The sequence below is a fragment of the Kitasatospora cystarginea genome, assembly GCF_039533515.1.
Classification (GTDB): Bacteria; Actinomycetota; Actinomycetes; order Streptomycetales; family Streptomycetaceae; genus Kitasatospora; species Kitasatospora cystarginea.
This window is the reverse complement of the sequence record NZ_BAAATR010000020.1, coordinates 139,152-159,538: the sequence shown is the minus strand read 5'-3', so window position 1 is coordinate 159,538 and position 20,387 is coordinate 139,152. Positions and strand designations below refer to the sequence as shown.

Below are 20,387 nucleotides of genomic sequence, written 5' to 3'. Positions count from 1 at the left end.
GCCGTACGGCGACGGGGCTCCGCCCGGCGGAGCCCCGTCGCCGTAGGCCCGGCTGGGTCACATCATGGCCTGCTCGGTGCGGTCGGCCGAGCGGACGTCCGGCTGGGCGGAGAGGTAGGCCCCGCCGCAGGCGGTCAGGCGCAGCGCGGTGTCGATCAGCGGCACGTGGCTGAACGCCTGCGGGAAGTTGCCGACCTGCCGCTTGGCGACCGGGTCCCACTCCTCGGCCAGCAGGCCGAGGTCGTTGCGCAGGGAGAGCAGCCGGTCGAACAGCTCCCGCGCCTCGGTGACCCGGCCGATCATCGCCAGGTCGTCGGCGAGCCAGAACGAGCAGGCCAGGAAGGCGCCTTCGTGGCCGGCCAGCCCGTCGACGTTCTCGCCGGAGGTGTCGTGGGTGGGGTAGCGCAGTACGAAGCCGTCCTCGGTGGCCAGTTCGCGCTGGATCGCCTCGATGGTGCCGATGACGCGCTTGTCGTCCGGCGGCAGGAAGCCCATCTGCGGGATCAGCAGCAGTGAGGCGTCCAGCTCCTGGCCGCCGTAGTACTGGGTGAAGGTGTTGCGGTCGGGGTCGTAGCCCTTCTCGCAGACGTCCGCGTGGATCCGGTCGCGCAGTTCGCGCCAGCGCTCCAGGGGGCTCTCGCCGGGGAACCCGTGGACCTCGTAGGGGGACTGCTCCAGCAGCTTGATGGTGCGGTCGACGGCGACCCAGGCCATCACCTTGGAGTGGACGAAGTGGCGGCGCGGCCCGCGGACCTCCCAGATGCCCTCGTCGGGCGCGGTCCAGTGCTTCTCCAGGTAGCTGATCAGCTTGAGTTGGAGCTGGTGGGCGTGGTCGTGCCGGGACAGGCCCGTCATGTGGGCCAGGTGCAGGGTCTCCACCACCTCGCCGTAGACGTCGAGTTGGAGCTGGCCCGCGGCGCCGTTGCCGATCCGGACCGGCCTGGAGTCCTCGTAGCCGGGCAGCCAGTCGAGTTCGGACTCGGTGAGCTCGCGCTCGCCCGCGATGCCGTACATGATCTGCAGGTTCTCCGGGTCGCCCGCGACCGCGCGCAGCAGCCACTCGCGCCAGGCGCGGGCCTCCTCGCGGTAGCCGGTGCGCAGCAGGGAGGAGAGGGTGATCGCGGCGTCGCGCAGCCAGGTGTAGCGGTAGTCCCAGTTGCGCACCCCGCCGATGTCCTCGGGCAGCGAGGTGGTGGGTGCGGCGACGATGCCACCGGTGGGGGCGTAGGTGAGGGCCTTGAGGGTGATCAGCGAGCGGACCACCGGCTCGCGGTAGGGGCCCTGGTAGGTGCACTGGCCGACCCACTCGCGCCAGAACTCCTCGGTGTAGGCGAGGGCGGCCTCGGCGTCGGGTGCGCTGGGGGCGGGCAGGTGGCTGGCCTGCCAGGTGAGGGCGAAGGCGATCCGCTGGCCGGCGGTGACGGTGAAGTCGGCGTAGGTGGTGAGGTCGCGGCCGTAGGTCTCGGCCCTGCCGTCCAGCCAGACCGAGTCGGGGCCGGCCATGGCGACCGTTCGGTGGGTGCCGTCGGCCTGTTCGACCCGGTGCACCCAGGGGGTGATCCGGCCGTAGCTGAACCGCATCCGCAGGGCGGAGCGCATCCGCACCCGTCCGGAGACGCCTTCGATGATCCGGATCATCTGTGGGACGGCCTCGGCCCCGGCGAGCGGGCGGGGCGGCATGAAGTCGATCACCCGGACACTGCCGCCCTGGGCGTCCCACTCCTGCTCGAGGATCAGCGAGTCGCCCCGGTAGCGGCGCCGGTCGGCGGGTACGGCCGGGGCGGCCGCGGTGGCCGGCACCTCCCGGAACTCACCCGGATCGGTGAAGTGCGAGCGCTGCGGCGGGGCGGTGGGGGCGACCTCCTCACCGACGGGTTCGGCCGGGCCGATCCGCCAGAACCCGTGTTCATCGGTACCGAGCAGACCGGCGAAGACGGCCGGGGAGTCGAATCTGGGGAGGCAGAGCCAGTCAACGGCTCCGTCCCTGCTGACCAGGGCGGCGGTCTGCATGTCCCCGATGAGTGCGTAGTCCTCGATACGGCCGGCCACGTGGGTCTCCAGTTCGCAATTTGGGCGGCGGCAGCGCAGACGGTCGGTAGCAGGCGGTCTGCGGGGCCGGAGATCCGGGCTGGGCGGCCCCCGGACCCCCGACCGGTGTGCGGGGAGGACCGTGGGTCGCCCGGCGGGGCGGTGTGTGCGCCCCTGGCCTGGACAGGTGAACTGGTACGGGAGGTGTCCGGTCGCGCATCGGGGACCAAGAGGTGTCGTCCTGACCCCCTCGCCCTCCGCGTGCTCTGCTGTCGGCGATGCGTCCGTGCAGGATACGTCGGTGAGCTGGGGTGCGGCACGCGGAGAGCGCCCGGTTCGGGTGCCATCACGCCTGTGATCGACAAAGTGGCCCGAGTGGGGGATCGAAGACGGTCCGGACGGACCAGGCGGGGCTCCTCCCTCCGGGCCCCTCGGGGTGATGTCGGAACCACCCCTTCCGGGCAGTATCCGGCCGTCCGTTCGGAGCAGCCGGACGACCCGGACGAGCACGCCGCGACGGCCGGAAAGCGATCGGTGCCGCTCGCTGATACGCTGGTACCCCGTGGACTGGTGGGATCAACCACCCCGGATCCGCCGCCCCGGCGACCCCGTCGGAGCTCTCTTCGGGCTCCCCGGGCGAGTGCGAACTCCTCGTCGGCGCGGGTGCGGGCAGTCCTCCACCGGAGTCACCTTCGACACGCGACCCACGGGAGCCCCCTCTTGGCACAGCCCCATTCCGGCAAGGCAGCGAACGGCCGCGCCGTGACGACCAAGCACCTCTTCGTCACCGGGGGTGTCGCCTCTTCACTCGGCAAGGGCCTCACCGCCTCCAGCCTCGGCGCGCTGCTGAAGGCACGCGGTCTGCGCGTGACGATGCAGAAGCTCGACCCGTACCTCAACGTGGACCCGGGCACGATGAACCCGTTCCAGCACGGTGAGGTCTTCGTCACCGACGACGGCGCCGAGACCGACCTGGACATCGGTCACTACGAGCGCTTCCTGGACACCAACCTGCACGGGTCGGCGAACGTCACCACCGGCCAGGTGTACTCGACGGTCATCGCCAAGGAGCGCCGCGGCGAGTACCTGGGCGACACCGTCCAGGTCATCCCGCACATCACCAACGAGATCAAGTCCCGGATCCGCCGGATGGCGACCGAGGACGTCGACGTGGTGATCACCGAGGTCGGCGGCACCGTCGGCGACATCGAGTCGCTGCCGTTCCTGGAGGCCGTCCGCCAGGTCCGCCACGAGGTCGGCCGGGACAACGTCTTCTTCGTGCACGTCTCCCTGCTGCCGTACATCGGCCCCTCCGGCGAGCTGAAGACCAAGCCGACCCAGCACTCGGTGGCCGCGCTGCGCAACATCGGCATCCAGCCCGACGCGATCGTGCTGCGCGCCGACCGCGAGGTGCCGCAGGCCATCAAGCGCAAGATCTCGCTGATGTGCGACGTGGACGAGGAGGCCGTGGTCGCGGCCATCGACGCCAAGTCGATCTACGACATCCCCAAGGTGCTGCACGGCGAGGGCCTGGACGCCTACGTGGTGCGCCGCCTCGACCTGCCGTTCCGTGACGTGGACTGGACCACCTGGGACGACCTGCTGCGCCGCGTCCACGAGCCGCAGCACATCGTCAAGGTCGCCCTGGTCGGCAAGTACATCGACCTGCCGGACGCCTACCTGTCGGTGACCGAGGCGCTGCGCGCCGGCGGCTTCGCCAACAACGCCCGGGTCGAGATCAAGTGGGTCACCTCGGACGACTGCGTCACCCCCGAGGGTGCCCAGGAGCACCTCGGCGACGTGGACGCGATCTGCATCCCCGGCGGCTTCGGCGACCGCGGTGTGGACGGCAAGGTCGCCGCGATCACCTACGCCCGCGAGAACAGGATCCCGCTGCTGGGCCTGTGCCTGGGCCTGCAGTGCGTGGTCATCGAGGCCGCCCGCAACCTGGCCGGCCTGCCCGAGGCCAACTCCACCGAGTTCGACCCCGCCGCCAAGTACCCGGTCATCTCCACCATGGCCGAGCAGCTGGCGATCGTGGACGGCAAGGGCGACCTGGGCGGAACGATGCGCCTGGGCCTGTACCCGGCCAAGCTGGCCGAGGGCTCGATCGTCCGCGAGGTGTACGGCGGCGAGCAGTACGTCGAGGAGCGCCACCGCCACCGCTACGAGGTCAACAACGCCTACCGCGCCGACCTGGAGAAGACCGGCCTGCTCTTCTCGGGCCTGTCCCCCAAGGGCGACCTGGTCGAGTACGTCGAGTACCCCCGCGAGGTGCACCCCTACCTGGTCGCCACCCAGGCCCACCCGGAGCTGAAGTCCCGCCCGACCCGCCCGCACCCGCTGTTCGCGGGCCTGGTGGCCGCGGCGATTCGGATCAAGACCGGCGCCGAGTAGGCGTCCCGTCGTCGGACGGCGGTCGTGCGGATCTTCGCACGGCCGCCGTTTGGCATAGTTGGCCCTGAGCGCTAAGGGGAGAGAGATGACGGACATCCAGCAGATCAGGGACGTGGCGGAGGACTGGCCGGTACGGGCCTCCTCGGTGCCCTTCCAGGGACGGGTCACCGGCGTGCGCACCGACGAGGTGCTGATGCCCGACGGCAGCTACGCCCGCCGTGACTACCAGACCCATCCCGGTTCGGTGTCCGTCCTCGCCCTCGATGACCAGCAGCGGGTACTGGTCCTGCGCCAGTACCGGCACCCCGTGCGCCAGCGGCTGTGGGAGCTGCCCGCCGGGCTGCTCGACGTCCCCGGCGAGAACCCGCTGCACGCCGCCCAGCGCGAGCTCTACGAGGAGGCGCACTGCAAGGCGGCGGAGTGGCGGGTGCTGGTCGACTTCTACACCTCGCCGGGCGGGACGGACGAGGCGCTGCGGCTCTTCCTCGCCACCGACCTCGCCGAGGCGGAGGGCGAGCGCTACCAGGCGCACGGCGAGGAGCTGGAGATAGAGACCGCCCGGGTGCCGCTGGACGAACTGGTCCGGCTCGTCCTCGCGGGCGAGCTCCACAACCCGACCCTGGTCACCGGGGCGCTGGCGCTGCACGCGGCCCTGACCGGCCCCGGCCTGGACGCGCTGCGCCCGGGCGACACCCCCTGGCCGGCCCGGCCGTTCGAGCGGAACTGAGCCGGCGGCGCGCTCCCCGGGGCGGAGCGGGAGCAGGGCGGCCCACCCGGCCCCCGGCCCGGTAGGGACCGGGGTCGGGCGTACGGGAACCGAGCGTGCGACCGTGCGCGTTCCCAGGGGGCCGGCGCGCGCCGTCGAGGAGTTCGCGTGGCTGGCGGGCCGCCAGGAGACGTGCCAGGACCTGGGGTTGACGGCACGCGCGGTCCTCTTCGACATGGTTCTGACGAGTGATTCGCCGGTTGGTACTACCGGTGTCCGCACCGGTCCGTCGGGCGGCCGAACTACGCTTCGCGGACGGACTCACGGCGGGTCCCGGGGGCGGGTCGGCTGGTCAGGAGTGACGCGGGTGACGAGGAAGACGGCGATGGACGCACGGCCCACCGAAGACGGCGCACTCGACCGGCTGCCCCCGGTGCCCGCGCTGTTCAGCGGCCGGCGGACCGAGCTGGCCGCCCTCGCCGCAGCCGCCGCCCGCCCGGTGCGGGGCCGCTCCCCGGTCGTGGTGCTGGCCGGGCGGCCCGGCTCGGGACGCACCACACTCGCCGTACGGTTCGTCCGCTCGATCGCCCACGCCTATCCCGACGGCGTCCTGTTCACCCGGCTGTCCGCTCCCGACGGCAACCGGGTCCCGCCGGGGCAGATCGCCCGGCAGCTGCTCGAACAGCTCGGCCCGGTGCCGGACGCGGTGCTGGTCCCCGGCAGCGGGGACGGCGCCAGCGGTCCGGCCTGCGGGGCGCTGCGCGAGGCACAGGCGGGCAGGCGGCTGCTCCTCCTGCTTGACGACGCGCGGGACGCCGGCCAGCTGTGGCCGCTGCTCGCCGACGAGCCCGGCTGCCTGGTGGTCGCCACCACCGCGGGACCGCTCACCGGGATCGAGGACATCGACCCGGTCATCCTCGGCGGTCTGGACCAGCCCTCGGCCGGCGACCTGCTCAGCGGGCTGGTCGGCGGCACCAGGATCGGCTGCGACCCGGTCGGCGCGGCCGACCTGGCCGAGGCCTGCGGCTCCGGTCCCGCCACGCTGCGGCTGATGGCCGGCTGGCTGCGCAACCACCCCAAGGCCGCCGTGACCGAGGCGGTGCGGGCACTGGCACAGGCGGCCCCGGCGGCAGCCGCGAAGGCGACCGTGGTGGCCCAGGGCGGAGCCGGCGGCCGGAGCGGGGCGGTGAAGGAGCAGCCACCGAAGCCCGTCCTGCGCGGCCAGGCGGGACCGCGGGACGGCGTACTGGTCTCCGTTCCGACGGGCGGGCCGGCCGGCGAGGCCGCCGGATCCGGCGCCGTGGCGCGACTGATCGGCCAGGCGGCGCGGCTCGGAGCCGGGAACCGCTCGACGCGCGCGACCACGGGCGACGCCGCCGGGCGCGGGCCCGGCGACCCGGGCGAGGGAACCGCTACGGCGCCGGGCAGCCGTGAGGCGGTCCGGGCCGGCGACGGCCGCCCGCGACGCGCGGACCGCGGGCGACCGGGCACCGGTGCGGTTCCGGCGGCCGCGGGCGACATCTCCAAGGCCGCCGGCGGCCGCCCGGTGGAGACGGAGCGGGGGCGTCCGGTCGACGGGCGCGGGCTGCCGGGTGCGGAGCCCGGACCGGGCGCCGATGGTCAGGCCGGCCGGCGGCGCGGGGGACAGGACGCCGAAGCCGCGGCCCAGGGGCCGGTGCCGGTGCCGGACACCGATCCGCTGAGCACCGCCTTCGACCTCACCTACCGATCGCTCAACCCCGCACAGGCGCGGATGCTGCGGATGCTCACCCTGGCCCCGGCCCAGCTCGCCGATCTGCGGACCGCCTCCGCGCTGGTCGGCTGCCCGCCGCCGGAGGCCGAGGCGGTCATGCGGCAGCTGGCCGAGCGGGAGCTGCTGGACGTGGAGCCGCCCGCCGCCGACGGCACACCGCGCTACCGGCTCCCCGGGCGGCTGTACCTGCGGCTGGTACGGCTGCGCGATGCAGCCGACCGCCCGGCCGAGCTGCAGCTGGCCCGCGCCCGGCTGCTGGAGCGGCTGGTGCGGCTGGTGGACTCGGCCCGGCAGCTGCTGGACCCGGCAGCCGGTCCGGTGACGGACCCGCTGCCGGGGCCGATCCGGCTGCGGACCGCCGCGCAGGCCGCCGACTGGCTGATCGGCGAGCGCGAGTCGCTGTTCGGCGCGGTGGCGGAGGCGATCGGCCAGGCGGACCTGGACGGCTCGGCTGGCCGGCTGGTCACCGCGCTGCTGCGCGCCCTGCCGCTCACCGGCGCCGCCGCCCCGGCCGATCTCTACAAGTTGCACGGCCTGGTGCTGAAGGTGGCCGAGCGCGGCGGGGCCACCCGTCGGGCCGCCGCCGCCCTGCTCAACCTGGGCGACCTGCAGGCCGCCGCCGGCCGCTGGGAGCAGGCCGCGGCGCGCTACCGAGCCGCCCTGGACCACGCCAGGACCGCTGCCGACGACCCGGCCCGCGCCCGTGCGCTGGAGGGGATCGGCGAGTGCCACCGGGCTCTGGGAGACCCGGTGCGGGCGGCGGACTGGTACGGCCGCGCGCTCGCGCTGCGCCAGGGCCTGAACGATCGTCCGGCGGAGGCCCGACTACTGGTCAGGACGGCCGAGGCGCACGCGGGTCAGCGCCGCTTCGAGGAGGCCGACCGCGAGTACCGGGCCGCGCTGGCGCTGCTGCGCCGCCTCGGCGACGAGCGCGGCCGGGCGGCGGTGGCGGGGACGCTGGACGCCCTGCGGCAGCAGGCCGGGGGCGGATCGGACCACCCGACCTGGGAGTAATGTCGTAACTGTGCGGTTGGTGGCGATCTGCGGTGCGCAGTCGTCACGAGCCTACGAAAGTGCCAATGTAACAAGCTGATTTATTCAGTTTGGAAGGCTGGCGGATTCGCTGGGCTTCATTACACTCGACAGCAGTCGCGCAGCGAAGTGTCTTTCGGTGTCTTCCGATGGCTTCCCCCCGTGCGCGTCGCCCGCCGGTCTTCTCCGGTAGGGACCCCCATGGCAAGAGGACGTGTTTAGCCGTGAAGGTCGGCATCCCCCGCGAGGTCAAGAACCACGAGTACCGCGTGGCCATCACGCCCGCCGGCGTGCATGAGCTGGTCCGCAACGGACACGAGGTGTTCATCGAGGACAACGCCGGTGTCGGCTCCTCGATCTCCAACGAGGAGTACGTGGCCGCCGGTGCCACCATCCTCCCCACCGCTGATGAGGTGTGGGCCACCGCTGACCTGCTGCTGAAGGTCAAGGAGCCCATCGCCGAGGAGTACCACCGCCTCCGCAAGGGGCAGACGCTCTTCACCTACCTGCACCTGGCGGCCGACCGGGCCGGCACCGACGCGCTGCTCGCCTCCGGCACCACCGCGATCGCGTACGAGACCGTGCAGCTCGCCAACGGCGCCCTGCCGCTGCTCGCCCCGATGTCCGAGGTGGCCGGCCGGCTGGCCCCGCAGGTCGGCTCGTACCACCTGATGCGCCCGGCCGGCGGCCGCGGCGTGCTGCCCGGTGGTGTGCCCGGCACCCACCCGGCCAAGTGCGTGGTCATCGGCGGTGGCGTCTCCGGCTGGCACGCCGCCACCATCGCCATCGGCATGGGCTACGAGGTGACCCTGCTCGACCGCGACATCAACAAGCTGCGCGAGGCCGACCGCATCTTCGGCACCAAGGTCAAGGCCATCGCCTCCAACGCCTACGAGCTGGAGAAGGCCGTCGTCGAGGCCGACCTGGTCATCGGCGCGGTGCTGATCCCGGGCGCCAAGGCCCCGAAGCTGGTCACCAACGAGCTGGTCTCCCGGATGAAGCCGGGCTCCGTGCTCGTCGACATCGCCATCGACCAGGGCGGCTGCTTCGAGGACTCGCACCCGACCACGCACGCCGCGCCGACCTTCCAGGTCCACAACTCGGTCTTCTACTGCGTGGCCAACATGCCGGGCGCCGTCCCGAACACCTCCACCTACGCGCTGACCAACGCGACGCTGCCGTACGTCGTCGAGCTGGCCAACCGCGGCTGGAAGGAGGCGCTGCGCCGCGACGCGGCGCTGGCCAAGGGTCTGAACGTCCACGAGGGCCAGATCACCTACGCCGCCGTCGCCGACGCCTTCGGCCTGGAGTCCATCTCCCTGGACAGCGTGCTCGCCTGAGTGCGCATCAGCTGAACGGTCCGCCCGACTGAGGCGGTGCCATGCCCCCGGCCCTCCCTCCTCGCCCGCCAACGGGCAGGAGGGGCCCCATCCTCGGGCCGGGGGCTTCGGCGTGCCCGGAACCGGTGGTGAAGGTCGGGTGGCGTCACGATGTCAATTCATGTGCAACACGTCACCCGCCGACCGCAAACGGGGTGGGTGGCCCGCCCGGCCCGGGGGCGGTGACCTCCGCGGAAACGTTAGGGCCGAGGGCCCTTTAAGGCCTTGACAGCGACCGGTCCGACAGCCGACACATCGTGCCCACTACCGTGGATTGTGTTGCTGCGAACGCCGCAGACGGCCTAGAGTCGCAAACCGTCGGCATGCTGCCACGCTGACGAATCGACATAGAGTCCTGGATGCCCAAGGAGGTAAGACGACTTGTGAATGAGTCGACATTTGCTCCCGGGGGTGGTCAGCCAGGACTGGCGGAGCACACCGCCGGACAGCCGAACGAGGAGCTCACGGCCCGGCAGGCCACGGTGGGTTCGGTAGAGGTCGGCTCGGTCGCGGTCCGTACCTTCGAGGCACGCCAGAGCACCGGTGTCAGCACCACCTCCGTCGCCGACTACGACGCCGACCTGGCCGCGCACGGCCTGGTCTACGGCGACTTCGCCTACGGCTCGTACGAGGACCCGGACGCCGAGTACGAGCCCGACCCGGAGTACGCCGCCACCCTGGCCCCCGACGCGGCCCGCCAGCGCCGCGAGCGGATCGGCCCCACCGGCCGCCCGCAGCCCTACTTCCCGATCCCCGCGCCGGTGGCCGAGCACGGCCCCGCGCAGATCATCGCGATGTGCAACCAGAAGGGCGGCGTCGGCAAGACCACGTCCACCATCAACCTGGGTGCCGCACTCGCGGAGTACGGGCGCCGGGTGCTGCTGGTGGACTTCGACCCGCAGGGCGCGCTCTCGGTCGGCCTCGGCGTCAACCCGATGGAGCTGGACGTCACGGTCTACAACCTGCTCATGGAGCGGGGCCTGACGGCCGATGAGGTGCTGCTGAAGACCGCGATCCCCGGTATGGACCTGCTGCCCTCGAACATCGACCTGAGCGCCGCCGAGGTGCAGCTGGTCAGCGAGGTGGCGCGGGAGTCCGCGCTGGCCCGGGCGCTGAAGCCGCTGCTGCCCGACTACGACTACGTCATCATCGACTGCCAGCCCTCGCTCGGTCTCCTGACGGTCAATGCCCTGACGGCCGCTCATAGTGTGATCGTCCCGCTGGAGTGCGAGTTCTTCGCGCTGCGCGGTGTCGCGCTGCTCACCGAGACCATCGAGAAGGTCTGCGAGCGGCTCAACCCCGAGCTGCGCCTGGACGGCATCCTCGCCACCATGTACGACTCGCGTACCGTGCACAGCCGCGAGGTGCTGGCCCGGGTCGTCGAGGCGTTCGGCGACCACGTCTTCCACACCGTGATCGGCCGGACCGTCCGGTTCCCGGAGACCACGGTGGCCGGCGAGCCGATCACCACGTACGCGACCAACTCGGTCGGTGCCGCCGCCTACCGCCAGCTCGCCAGGGAGGTGCTCGACCGGTGCCGCCCCGCCGAGTGAGTCTCCCGGGGGCTGACGAGCTGTTCCGGACCACGGGCGGGATGGCGCTCTCGCCCTCCCTCTCCCGGCCGGCCGAGGCGCCCAGAGCGGAGACCGCCCGCGCGGCCGAGAACGGCACCGGGCCGCGAGACACCGCCCGGGACGCCTCCGGCAGCCGAGGCGAGCAGCCGGCGACGCCCGCCGAGAGCGCGCCGGACGGGCCGCAGCCGACCGGCGGACGGCAGCCGCAGGGGCAGCCCGGTACGGCGGCCGGGCCGGGAACGGCGGCGCAGGCCGACGAGCAGGCGGGCGAGGCCGCCAGGCGGGTCCGCCCCCGGGGCCGGGCCGTGCGACGACCCACCGGACGCGAGCGGCACGACGAGAAGATCACCGTGTACGTGTCCGCCGAGGAGCTCATGGACCTGGAGCACGCCCGTCTGGTGCTGCGCGGTGAGCATGGGCTGGCGGTGGACCGGGGCCGGGTGGTCCGGGAGGCCATCTCCGTCGTCCTCGCCGACCTGGAGCAGCGCGGCGAGGCCAGCATCCTGGTGCGGCGGCTGCGCGGCCGCTGAGTCCGTCCCGCGGACTCTCCCGGCGGCGCGGACACCCTGCCGCGGCGGAAGACCGTCGGGTCGCCACTCCCCCCGGGGATGCCCACCCGATCGCACCCGGATCCGCGCCCCTGGGCGCTGCCTCGCCGCCCGCGGGCGCGGCGCGGGTGAAGATGGGGCGTCATGTCGAGTGCAGGGGAAGCCGTCGGGGCCGTCCGGCCCGCCGAGGAGGCGGGTGAGGCGCGGGCCGGCTTCCTGGTGCGGCTGGACAACTTCGAGGGCCCGTTCGACCTGCTGCTCAGCCTGATCGCCAAGCACCGGATGGACGTCACCGAGGTGGCGCTGTCCAAGGTGACCGACGAGTTCGTCGCCCACATCCGAGCCGCGGGCCCCGACTGGGACCTGGACGCGGCGACCGGGTTCCTGGTGGTCGCGGCCACCCTGCTGGACCTCAAGGCGGCCCGGCTGCTGCCCGCCGCCGAGGTCGAGGACGAGGAGGACCTCGCCCTGCTGGAGGCCCGCGACCTGCTGTTCGCCCGGCTGCTCCAGTACCGCGCTTACAAGCAGGTGGCGGCGGTGCTGGGCGAGCGCTGGGAGGCCGAGCTGCTGCGGCGCGCCCGCAGCGTGGGCCTGGAGCCGCGGCACGCCGAAATGCTGCCTGAGGTGGTGCTGGGCATCGGCCCCGAGCACTTCGCCCAGCTGGCGGCGCGGGCGATGGCGCCCAGGCCCAGGCCGGTGGTCTACGTGGACCACATCCACACCCCGCCGGTGAGCGTGCGCGAACAGGCCGCCCGGGTGGTCGACCGGCTCACCGCGCTCGGTTCGGCGACCTTCGACCAGCTGGTCGCGGACGCCGAGTCCACCCTCGTGGTGGTCGCCCGGTTCCTGGCGCTGCTGGAGCTGTACCGGGAACGGGCGCTGGACTTCGAGCAGCCGCAGGCGCTGGGCGAGCTGCTGGTGCGATGGGTCGCCGATCCCGGGCGGCCGGTCGAGGTCACCGACGAGTTCGACCGCCGGCCGGTGGACGGGGACCGGAAGACGGCTGAGGAGGCATCGTGACGGAGCAGCCCGAGGGAACCGGCCTGCCGGGGCCGCACAGGCGGGCCCTGGGCGTCCCGGGCCAGCCGAGGGCGCACGAGTGGCAGGAGTCCGCCCACGGCCCGCAGACGCCTGCCCGCGGGCTCGCGGAGCGGCCCGCGGAAGCGGTGCCGGCGCCCGCCCCGCCGGCTGACGGGCCGTCGGCCGGCGGAAGCGCGGTGACCGGGGACGGAGGGGCGCTGCGGGCCGCGCTGGAGGCGGTGCTGCTGGTGGTGGACGAGCCCGCCACCGAGGCGCGGCTGGCCGAGGCGGTGGAGCGTCCGCGCGCGGAGGTGGCCGGGGCGCTGCGCGAGCTGTCCGCCGAGTACACCGCCCAGGGCCGGGGCTTCGACCTGAGGCTGGTGGCCGGAGGCTGGCGGTTCTACACCCGAGCCGAGTGCTCGCCCGCCGTGGACCGCTACGTCCTGGACGGCCGGCAGGCCCGGCTCACCCAGGCCGCACTGGAGACGCTGGCGGTGGTCGCGTACCGGCAGCCGGTGTCGCGCAGCCGGGTCTCCGCGGTACGCGGTGTGAACTGTGACGGCGTGATGCGTACCCTGGTACAGCGAGGACTGGTGGAAGAGACCGGATCCGAGCCCGAAACAGGTGCGATCCTGTATCGGACGACGAACTACTTCCTGGAACGGATGGGGCTGCGCGGCCTGGACGAGCTGCCGGAGCTGGCACCCTTCCTGCCCGAGGTCGACGACGTGGAAGCGGAGTCCCTCGAAGGCACGATGATCGCGGAGGCGGTCGCCGCCGCACGTGCGGCGGGCGGCCCGGACGAGACCGGTCGGGCTCGCGTCTGATCGGCAGGGGGCGGTGAGGTCGGCCGAAACGACTTGCACTACTCCCAACGGATACGACGTACGGACATTTTGATGCGTAGCAGTGGCAACGGCAGGAACAGCGGCGGCGGCCAGGGCCGTGGTGGACAGGGCGGGGGCCGGGGCGGCTCGTACGGCGGCTCCCGGGGCGGCTCGTCCTTCGGCGGCGGGCGGGACGGTTCCTCGTCCTCGCGCGGCGGCGGCTCGTACGGGCGCGACCGCGACTCCTACGGCGGCGACTCTTCGTCGCGCGGGGGTTCCTACGGCCGGGACGACCGGCGGCAGGGCTCGGGCCGCAAGGGCACGCCCCGCCCGGAGGAGCGCCGGTACGACCGGCCCGAGTACGGTGGCGGGCCGAACGCCACGCCGGGCCGCAGCGGCTTCGCCGCCCGCAAGCCCGGGCCGGCCCCGCGGCCGCGCCGCGAGGGCCAGGGCGCGCCGGGCGACCCGCGCCGCCAGCCGCAGCGCTCGCGCGAGCTGCAGGCCCGGATCGAGGACGCGGTGCTGGCCCGGCACGACAAGCCGGCCGTCAAGCTGCCCAAGACCTTCGGCGAACCCGAGGGCGAGCGCCTGCAGAAGGTGCTGGCGCGGGCCGGTGTCGGTAGCCGCCGGGCCTGCGAGGAGCTGATCGCGCAGGGCCGGGTCGAGGTCAACGGCGTGCCGGTCACCGAGCAGGGCAAGCGGGTGGACGCGCAGAAGGACGAGATCAAGGTGGACGGTCTGACCGTCGCCACCCAGTCGTACCTGTTCTTCGCGCTCAACAAGCCGGCCGGTGTGGTCTCCACCATGGAGGACCCGGACGGCCGGCAGTGCCTGGGCGACTACGTGACCAACCGGGAGACCCGGCTGTTCCACGTCGGCCGGCTGGACACCGAGACCGAGGGCATCATCCTGCTCACCAACCACGGCGAGCTGGCCCACCGCCTCACCCACCCCCGCTACGGCGTGACCAAGACCTACCTGGCGGCCATCCAGGGCCCGATCCCGCGCGACCTGGGCAAGCAGCTGGCGCAGGGCATCGAGCTGGAGGACGGCTTCGCCCGCGCCGACAGCTTCAAGGTGGTCTCCAACGTCGGCAAGAACTACCTGGTCGAGGTCACCCTGCACGAGGGCCGCAAGCACATCGTCCGCCGGATGCTCGCCGAGGCGGGCTTCCCGGTCGAGAAGCTGGTGCGCACCCACTTCGGTCCGATCGCCCTGGGCGACCAGAAGTCGGGCTGGCTGCGCCGGCTCACCAACCCGGAGGTCGGCCAGCTGATGCGCGAGGTCGGCCTGTAGGGACCTGCCGCCGGCCCGCCATCCGGCGCCGCCGGGCTTGTAGTACCTGATGAGGAGGGTCTCCCCGCCGATCGGCGGGGAGACCCTCTGCTGTACTGCGGGGATGTGGTGTGAGCCTGGCCGCACCCCCGTTGCCCCGGCTTGTCAGCCCGTGGATCCGTGGCGCACGATGGCCAGCAACTGGCGCCCGGCCGGATGGCGGGAGTGCGCCAACCGGGGTGAGCAGTGGGGGGAAGGAACGTCGTGCCCGACGCATTCGGAGTGCTCGGTCTTGGCCGGCCGGACGGACAGGTCTACGCGGCGCTGGTGGCCGCACCCCAGTCCACCGCAGAAGAGCTCGCCGAGCAGTGCGGACTGACCCCGCAACAGAGTCGGGAGTCCCTCGACCGGCTGGCCGAGCAGGGCATGGTGACCCGCAGTCCGGTCGACCGCGAGCGCTATCTCTCCGTAGCCCCCGACGTCGCCATCGGCACCCTGATCGGCCACCGCGAGGCCCAGCTGCGGGACGCCCGCGCCGAGATGCACCGGCTGATGGACGCCTTCCGGGAGGCCAGCCGGTTCACCGACCCCGCCCACTCGGTCGAGGTGCTGACCGGCGCCGAAGCCATCGCCCAGCGGCTGGAGCACCTGGTCGGGACGGCCCAGTACCAGGTGCGCGGCTTCGACTGCCCGCCCTACATCCAGGACCCGGTGGCCAGCCTGTCCAGGCAGCGCCAGCGGCTGCGGGCCGGGCTGAAGTTCCGGGCGATCTACGACAAGGAGGCCGTGGCCTGGCCCGGGCGGCTGGAGAAGGACATCCTGCCCGGGGTCGCGGACGGCGAGGAGTGCAAGGTCCGGCCGGTACTGCCGATGAAGATGATGATGGCCGACGACCGGATGGCGATCATCCCGATCAGCGTCGGCGACGCGGTGCTTGACGCCGCGTACGTGGTCCATCCGTCGGCGCTGCTCCAGGGGCTGGACGCGCTCTTCGAGGCGGAGTGGGAGCGGGCGGTCCCGTTGCAGGCGGCGATCGGCGACGGGGACGACGGCTCCGGCCCCGAGGAGGACCACCGCAAGCTGCTCGGCCTGCTGGCGGCCGGGCTCACCGACGAGTCGATCGCGCGGTCGCTCGGCTGGAGCGCCCGGACCACCCAGCGGCGGCTGCAGACGCTGATGCGCCAGCTCGGCGCGACCACCAGGTTCCAGGCGGGCATGGCGGCCCGGGAGCGCGGCTGGCTGTGAGCCGCACGGACGGGCCGCGCGGTGGGCGGCGGTAGGCACGGGGCGGTCGGGCAGGACTTCCCAACGGAGGCCTTCAGGGGCGGGGTTCCCCGCGCCCCTGAACCGCTTCCCCGCCCTTGCTTCGCCGCCCTTGAGCCGCTTCCGCGGTCGTGAAACTGCTGCGTGAACCGCTTCCCCGGCCGCGCGGAACGGGGCCTCAGCTCCAGGGCTGGAGGGCGGCCCAGCGGCCGTCCGGGCCGCGCTCGACCTTCTCCAGGCCGACCACCGCGGTGCGGTTGAGGCGCCCGTAGATGTGCGGGAACAGCACGCCCGGGGTCGCGCCCGGCGGCGGCGCGCCGTGCGGCGCCTCCCACTTCACCATCGGCTCCACCAGGCTCTCCTCGATCAGCAGGGCCATCAGCGGCTCCGGCGAGTCCTGGTAGAAGGCGTTGGCGACGGCCAGCGCGGTCTGCTCGTCGGCCGAGCAGTGGATGAACCCGTCGGTCAGCAGGGAGGTGGTGGCGTACGGCCGCCCCGGGTCACGGAGCCAGTCGTCCAGGGGTGCGAGATGGTAGATCATGTGTCTTTTTTACCTGATTCGCACCGGAGTTGATGGTTCTGTGCGATGCCGATCGGGGCCGGTCAGATCCCGGCCACCCTGGCCGCCGCCGAGACCTCGTACACCAGGGTGACGGTCCGTCGGCCGCCCGGCGGCAGCGCCACGTCCCAGCGGACGATGCCCTCGGCGTCCAGCTCGTCCGGTGGTGGGGAGCAGGCCTCCTTGCGCAGCCGTACCTCCACCGCCGAGACCTCCGAGACCGGGATCCGTTCGCGCACCACGACCACCTGCTCGCCCTGCTCCTGCGGGCCGGAGAGGCGGGACAGGTGCAGCCGGACCGTACGGGTGAGCACCGTGCGGCGGTCCAGTCCGGCACTGCCCCTGGTCTCCTCGGTCTCCCGGATCACCCGGTAGCCGTCCGAGCTGCCGAAGGAGAGTTCGGCCGGTGCGCCCGGGGCGGTGAAACGCAGCTCCGCGCGGCCGACGAAACCGCTGCCGCGGACCAGGTCCGCCGGGCCCGCCAGCAGCGCGTGCCCGGCGCCGTTGCGGAACCGCACCACCTGGGTGACCAGCGGGGACAGTTCTGGCGCGCAGGCGTACTCGCTGCTCGCGCCGGCGGTGAAGGCGGTGAGCGGCACCCGGTGCGGACGGCCGTCGCCGGGCACCGAGGCCGGCCCCGGAGCGCGCAGGGTGCGCACCTCGCCGCCGTCGTCCACGCCCGGGAGGCCGTCCACCGCGGCCGGCCCGGTACTGCCGATCTCCTCGTCGCGCAGTTCGACGTCGACCGTGCGGCGCTCCTCGGCGGACTTGTCGCGCAGCACGAGCACGTCCTCGGCCAGCCGCGGCGGCTCGCCGGGCAGGGCGGAACGGGCGGTGGACAGGGTCAGCCGGACCTGCGACCAGTCCTCGCCGGTGCGCTGCCAGACCACCGCCTCGGTCTCCAGCAGCAGACCTTCCTCGCCCAGCGTCGCCCGGTAGGCGGGCCGCCACAGGGCGCACGGCGCGAGGTGGGAGACCGTCAGCCCGTGCGGGCCGGCCTCGGCGGCCTCGACCGTGAGCTCCACGTACCCGAGCAGCTCGACGGGCTCCTCCTCGGCCTGGTCCAGCGCCGACTGGGCCTGCCGCAGCTCCTCCTCGACGGCCCGCAGCCGTGACCACACCGCACGCAGCTGCTCCCCGTACGACTCGCGCTCGGCGTCCACCCGGTCCAACTCGCGCCCCCAGCGGGCCCGTTCGATCTCGCCGTGGCCCGCACCCTCGCCGATCTCGCGCAGCAGATCGGCGGCCAGCTGGGCGAGCAGGGCCTGCCGGGCCTCCAGCCGGCGGCGGCGGGCGTCCTCGGTGAGCTGCTCCTGCTCCAGGGCGTGCACCCGGCGGCGCAACTCCGAGTCGGCCTCGGTGGGCGGAAGCGGGGCGCGCGGGGTCCAGGAGCGGATGATCCGGGCGTCCAGCACCCTGGCGGCCCCGGCCCGGCTGCCGGTCACGTCGGCGCGCAGCGAGCGGTCGACGGCGAGCGCGGTGATCGGGCCGAGGCGCAGCCGCTGCACTCCCGGGTGCAGATCGAGGGTGGTGGTCCGCATCACCAGGGTGCGGTCCTCCAGACAGGTGACGGCCGTGACCGGGAGCGGGCGGACCGGGACGGAGGACGTGGCGGGCGGGTTGGTCATGGGTCAGTTCCTCCGGTTTCCGCCGAGGATGGCCTTGCCGGCCGGGATTCGGATCTCGTAGCCGCCGTCCAGCTCGACGGTGCCGTCGGCGGGCAGTTCCACCCGCCACACGCGGGTGCTCGGCGGGTAGGTGTCCGAGGGCTCGGTGCCGGGTCGCGGTCCGTCGGGCCTGCTCGGGGCCGTCCAGCCGGACCGCTCCTCGATCCGGATCTCGGCGTCGGCGGTGACCGGTACGCGTTCGCGGACCTCGACCGTGACGGGGTGGCCGAGCCGGTTGACCAGTTCCACATGGACACGGTGGTCGAGCACGGTGGTGTTGTTCAGCAGGCCCGCCGTGGACTCGCGCAGTTCGGTCCGGCGGGCCACCCGGATGCCCTCCGCCACGCCGAGGCCGACCCGCCGGGTGTCGCCGGGCGCCAGGGTCGGCAGTGCGGCGGTGAGCAGGAACTCGCCGTCCACGCTCACCTCGACCGGCCCGGCGAGCAGTGGCTGCGCGCCCGGATTGGTGAGCAGCAGGGTGGCGTACACGGTCTCCTCGACGGAGGGCACGCACACGTGCTCGGTACGCAGCTCGACCGGGACCTCGGCGATCGTGACGGTGTGCCACCCACGGCCGGTGGACGGGATGTCCACGGGTGCGGCGGCCTCGTAGCGGTAGGCGAACGACCCGGCCGACCGGTGGGGGAGGACTGCGTGCTCGGGCAGCGCCGGCAGGGCCGGCGGCACCGCGGCGGGCAGGCCCGCACCGGCACGGCCGAGGACGGGGTCGGGAAGCAGGCGGCCACGGGCGGCGGGCGGGGCATCCGGGCCGCGCAGGGTCAGTGCGGCGTAGTCGAGCCACTCGGGGGCCGGGTGGGGGTATGCGGGTGCGGCGGGCTCGGGCGCCTGGGCCTGGAGGGGTGGCGGAGCGGCGAGCGGTGCGGCCGCCATCCGCATCCGCGGCGCCATCGCGGGCGCGGGCGCGCCGGGGCCGAGCGGCGGGGCGCCGGCGGTGCCGGGTGGGGGAGGCGGGGCCCCGTATGCGACGGGAGCGGCGGGGGCCTGGGCACCGGGCGGAGCCGGTGCAGTGGGTGGAGCCGGTGCGGCGGGTGCCGGTGCAGTGGGTGGAGCCGGTGCGGCGGGTGCCGGTGCAGTGGGTGGAGCCGGTGCGGCGGGTGCCGGTGCGGGGGCCCCAGCGGGCGCCTGGGGGAGGGCTGCGCCGCCGTAGCCGTGCAGGCCGGCGTCGAGGACCTCCGGCACCCCGGCCGTCCCGCCGCCGGCGGGGGCCAGCGGACCGCGCGGCACGGGTGCGGGGGAGGCCGCGCCGAAGGCCCGGGCGGACCGCCCGGCCGACGGGCGCGGGCCGGCCGCGTCGTACCCCGCGAACAGCTCGGACAGGCCGGCCGGAGCCTCCCGCCAGCCGGAGGGCACGGGGGTGGGCTGGCGACGGCCGATCCGGATCGAGCGCAGCTGCGGCAGGTCGGTGCGACGGCTCAGGTCGGCGGTGGAGAGCGCCAGCCGCACGCCCGTCCAGTCCTCGCCGCTGAGCTGGAGGACGGAGGCGCGCAGCACGAGCGATCCTGAGCCGCCGTCGCCCTGGCGGTGGCTCAGTCGGTACGACGGGACCCAGTACGCCCCCTGGACGCCGTACTCCAGCTCGATCTCGACGTCCTCGACGTCCTCGACACGCGCGCCGTGCTCGCTACTGGTGAGGGTGAGCACGGCGACGGCGCTGGTCTCCACCGGGTGGGCGGGCTCCGCGGTGGAGGTCTGTCCGAGGGCCTCCAGGGCGACGGCCAGGGCGTGCTCCGCCTGGCGGACCTCGCCGGCGAGCTCCAGGGCGCGGGCGTTCAGGGCGGCGAGCCGGTCGTCGACGAAGTCCGCCAGTTCGAGCCAGGCGTCGGCGGGGGTGCGGCGGTGCGGCTGCTCGGGAGTCAGGGCCGGCGGGATCACGCGCAGGGCGGCGATCTCCGCTATCCGGCCGAGCAGTCCGGAGTGCCGTTCGCGGGCGGCCTCCAGCGTCTCCTCGGCCTGCTCGGCCCGGCGGCGCAGTCCGGGCAGCTCCGCCGGTTCGCGCAGCTCGGCGGCCGCCTCCAACCGGGCCTCGGTGACCCGCCAGGCGCCCTGGCCGACCACCCGGGCGCGCAGGGAGCCGCCGTCGAGCGTCCGGGGCAGTCCCGGCAGCCGTACCCGGCCGTCCGGTGGCACGGTGCCGCGGGCCCGGCGCAGGCAGAGCGCGCCCGATGCGTACACCACCACCGATTCGAGTACCGATCCCCAGCTCCGCGCCGCGTCCCGCCCGGCCTCCTGGACCGCTTCAGCCGCCACCCCGCCCACCCTTCGTCCGAGCCGTCCCCCGGCGGCCCAGTCTGCCCCCGGGGCGCCCAGGAGTCAGCGGATTTCGCCCGCGTGCCGCACA

The 20,387-nt window shown here is 73.8% G+C and carries 14 protein-coding genes; 10 read left to right on the top strand and 4 right to left on the bottom strand.

Features of this window, described 5'->3' with window-relative positions; genetic code table 11:
* Window positions 1–57 precede the first annotated feature (57 nt).
* The gene (locus ABD369_RS22345; protein WP_344638264.1) at window positions 58–2,049 is read right to left on the bottom strand and encodes a glycoside hydrolase family 15 protein; all 1,992 of its coding nucleotides are present in this window, start codon (window positions 2,047–2,049) and stop codon (window positions 58–60) included.
* Window positions 2,050–2,748: 699 nt separating this feature from the next.
* Here ABD369_RS22345 and pyrG point away from each other — a divergent pair.
* The 10 genes from pyrG (at window position 2,749) to ABD369_RS22295 (ending at window position 15,784) form a co-directional block, all read left to right on the top strand.
* Entirely contained in the window at window positions 2,749–4,425 is a 1,677-nt protein-coding gene (gene pyrG, locus ABD369_RS22340; RefSeq protein ID WP_425557724.1) for a CTP synthase, read from the top strand.
* 85 nt (window positions 4,426–4,510) lie between these two features.
* Window positions 4,511–5,152, top strand: coding sequence for an NUDIX domain-containing protein (locus tag ABD369_RS22335; RefSeq protein ID WP_344638263.1), 642 nt, complete (start codon window positions 4,511–4,513; stop codon window positions 5,150–5,152).
* Between the two features lie 346 nt (window positions 5,153–5,498).
* Window positions 5,499–7,898 carry a tetratricopeptide repeat protein gene (locus tag ABD369_RS22330; protein WP_344638262.1) on the top strand — a complete coding sequence of 800 codons (2,400 nt, stop codon included), beginning with the start codon at window positions 5,499–5,501 and terminating at the stop codon, window positions 7,896–7,898.
* Window positions 7,899–8,140: 242 nt separating this feature from the next.
* Complete coding sequence (gene ald / locus ABD369_RS22325) at window positions 8,141–9,256, top strand: alanine dehydrogenase (protein ID WP_344638261.1); 1,116 nt, start codon at window positions 8,141–8,143, stop codon at window positions 9,254–9,256.
* A 422-nt stretch (window positions 9,257–9,678) separates the two neighbouring features.
* Entirely contained in the window at window positions 9,679–10,848 is a 1,170-nt protein-coding gene (locus ABD369_RS22320; RefSeq protein ID WP_344638260.1) for a ParA family protein, read from the top strand.
* 41 nt (window positions 10,849–10,889) lie between these two features.
* Window positions 10,890–11,399, top strand: coding sequence for a hypothetical protein (locus tag ABD369_RS22315; RefSeq protein ID WP_344638259.1), 510 nt, complete (start codon window positions 10,890–10,892; stop codon window positions 11,397–11,399).
* Window positions 11,400–11,561: 162 nt separating this feature from the next.
* The gene (locus tag ABD369_RS22310) at window positions 11,562–12,437 is read left to right on the top strand and encodes a segregation and condensation protein A (RefSeq protein WP_344638258.1); all 876 of its coding nucleotides are present in this window, start codon (window positions 11,562–11,564) and stop codon (window positions 12,435–12,437) included.
* Window positions 12,434–13,264: an SMC-Scp complex subunit ScpB gene (gene scpB, locus ABD369_RS22305; RefSeq protein WP_425557723.1), complete on the top strand. Its 831-nt coding sequence runs from the start codon at window positions 12,434–12,436 to the stop codon at window positions 13,262–13,264. Before ABD369_RS22310 ends, scpB begins: the two co-directional genes overlap by 4 nt.
* A 72-nt stretch (window positions 13,265–13,336) precedes the next feature.
* Window positions 13,337–14,560, top strand: coding sequence for a pseudouridine synthase (locus tag ABD369_RS22300; RefSeq protein ID WP_344638257.1), 1,224 nt, complete (start codon window positions 13,337–13,339; stop codon window positions 14,558–14,560).
* A 243-nt stretch (window positions 14,561–14,803) separates the two neighbouring features.
* Window positions 14,804–15,784, top strand: a complete 981-nt coding sequence (locus ABD369_RS22295; RefSeq protein ID WP_344638256.1) for a helix-turn-helix domain-containing protein — start codon at window positions 14,804–14,806, stop codon at window positions 15,782–15,784.
* Between the two features lie 196 nt (window positions 15,785–15,980).
* Here the strand turns inward: ABD369_RS22295 and ABD369_RS22290 are convergent, their stop codons facing one another.
* From ABD369_RS22290 to ABD369_RS22280, 3 genes are all read right to left on the bottom strand, one after another.
* Window positions 15,981–16,343 (bottom strand): DUF952 domain-containing protein, encoded by a 363-nt coding sequence (locus ABD369_RS22290; protein WP_344638255.1) that lies wholly within the window; start codon window positions 16,341–16,343, stop codon window positions 15,981–15,983.
* Window positions 16,344–16,405: 62 nt separating this feature from the next.
* Window positions 16,406–17,989, bottom strand: a complete 1,584-nt coding sequence (locus ABD369_RS22285) for a mucoidy inhibitor MuiA family protein (protein WP_344638254.1) — start codon at window positions 17,987–17,989, stop codon at window positions 16,406–16,408.
* A 3-nt stretch (window positions 17,990–17,992) separates the two neighbouring features.
* Complete coding sequence (locus ABD369_RS22280) at window positions 17,993–20,296, bottom strand: DUF4139 domain-containing protein (RefSeq protein ID WP_344638253.1); 2,304 nt, start codon at window positions 20,294–20,296, stop codon at window positions 17,993–17,995.
* Window positions 20,297–20,387: the final 91 nt, after the last annotated feature.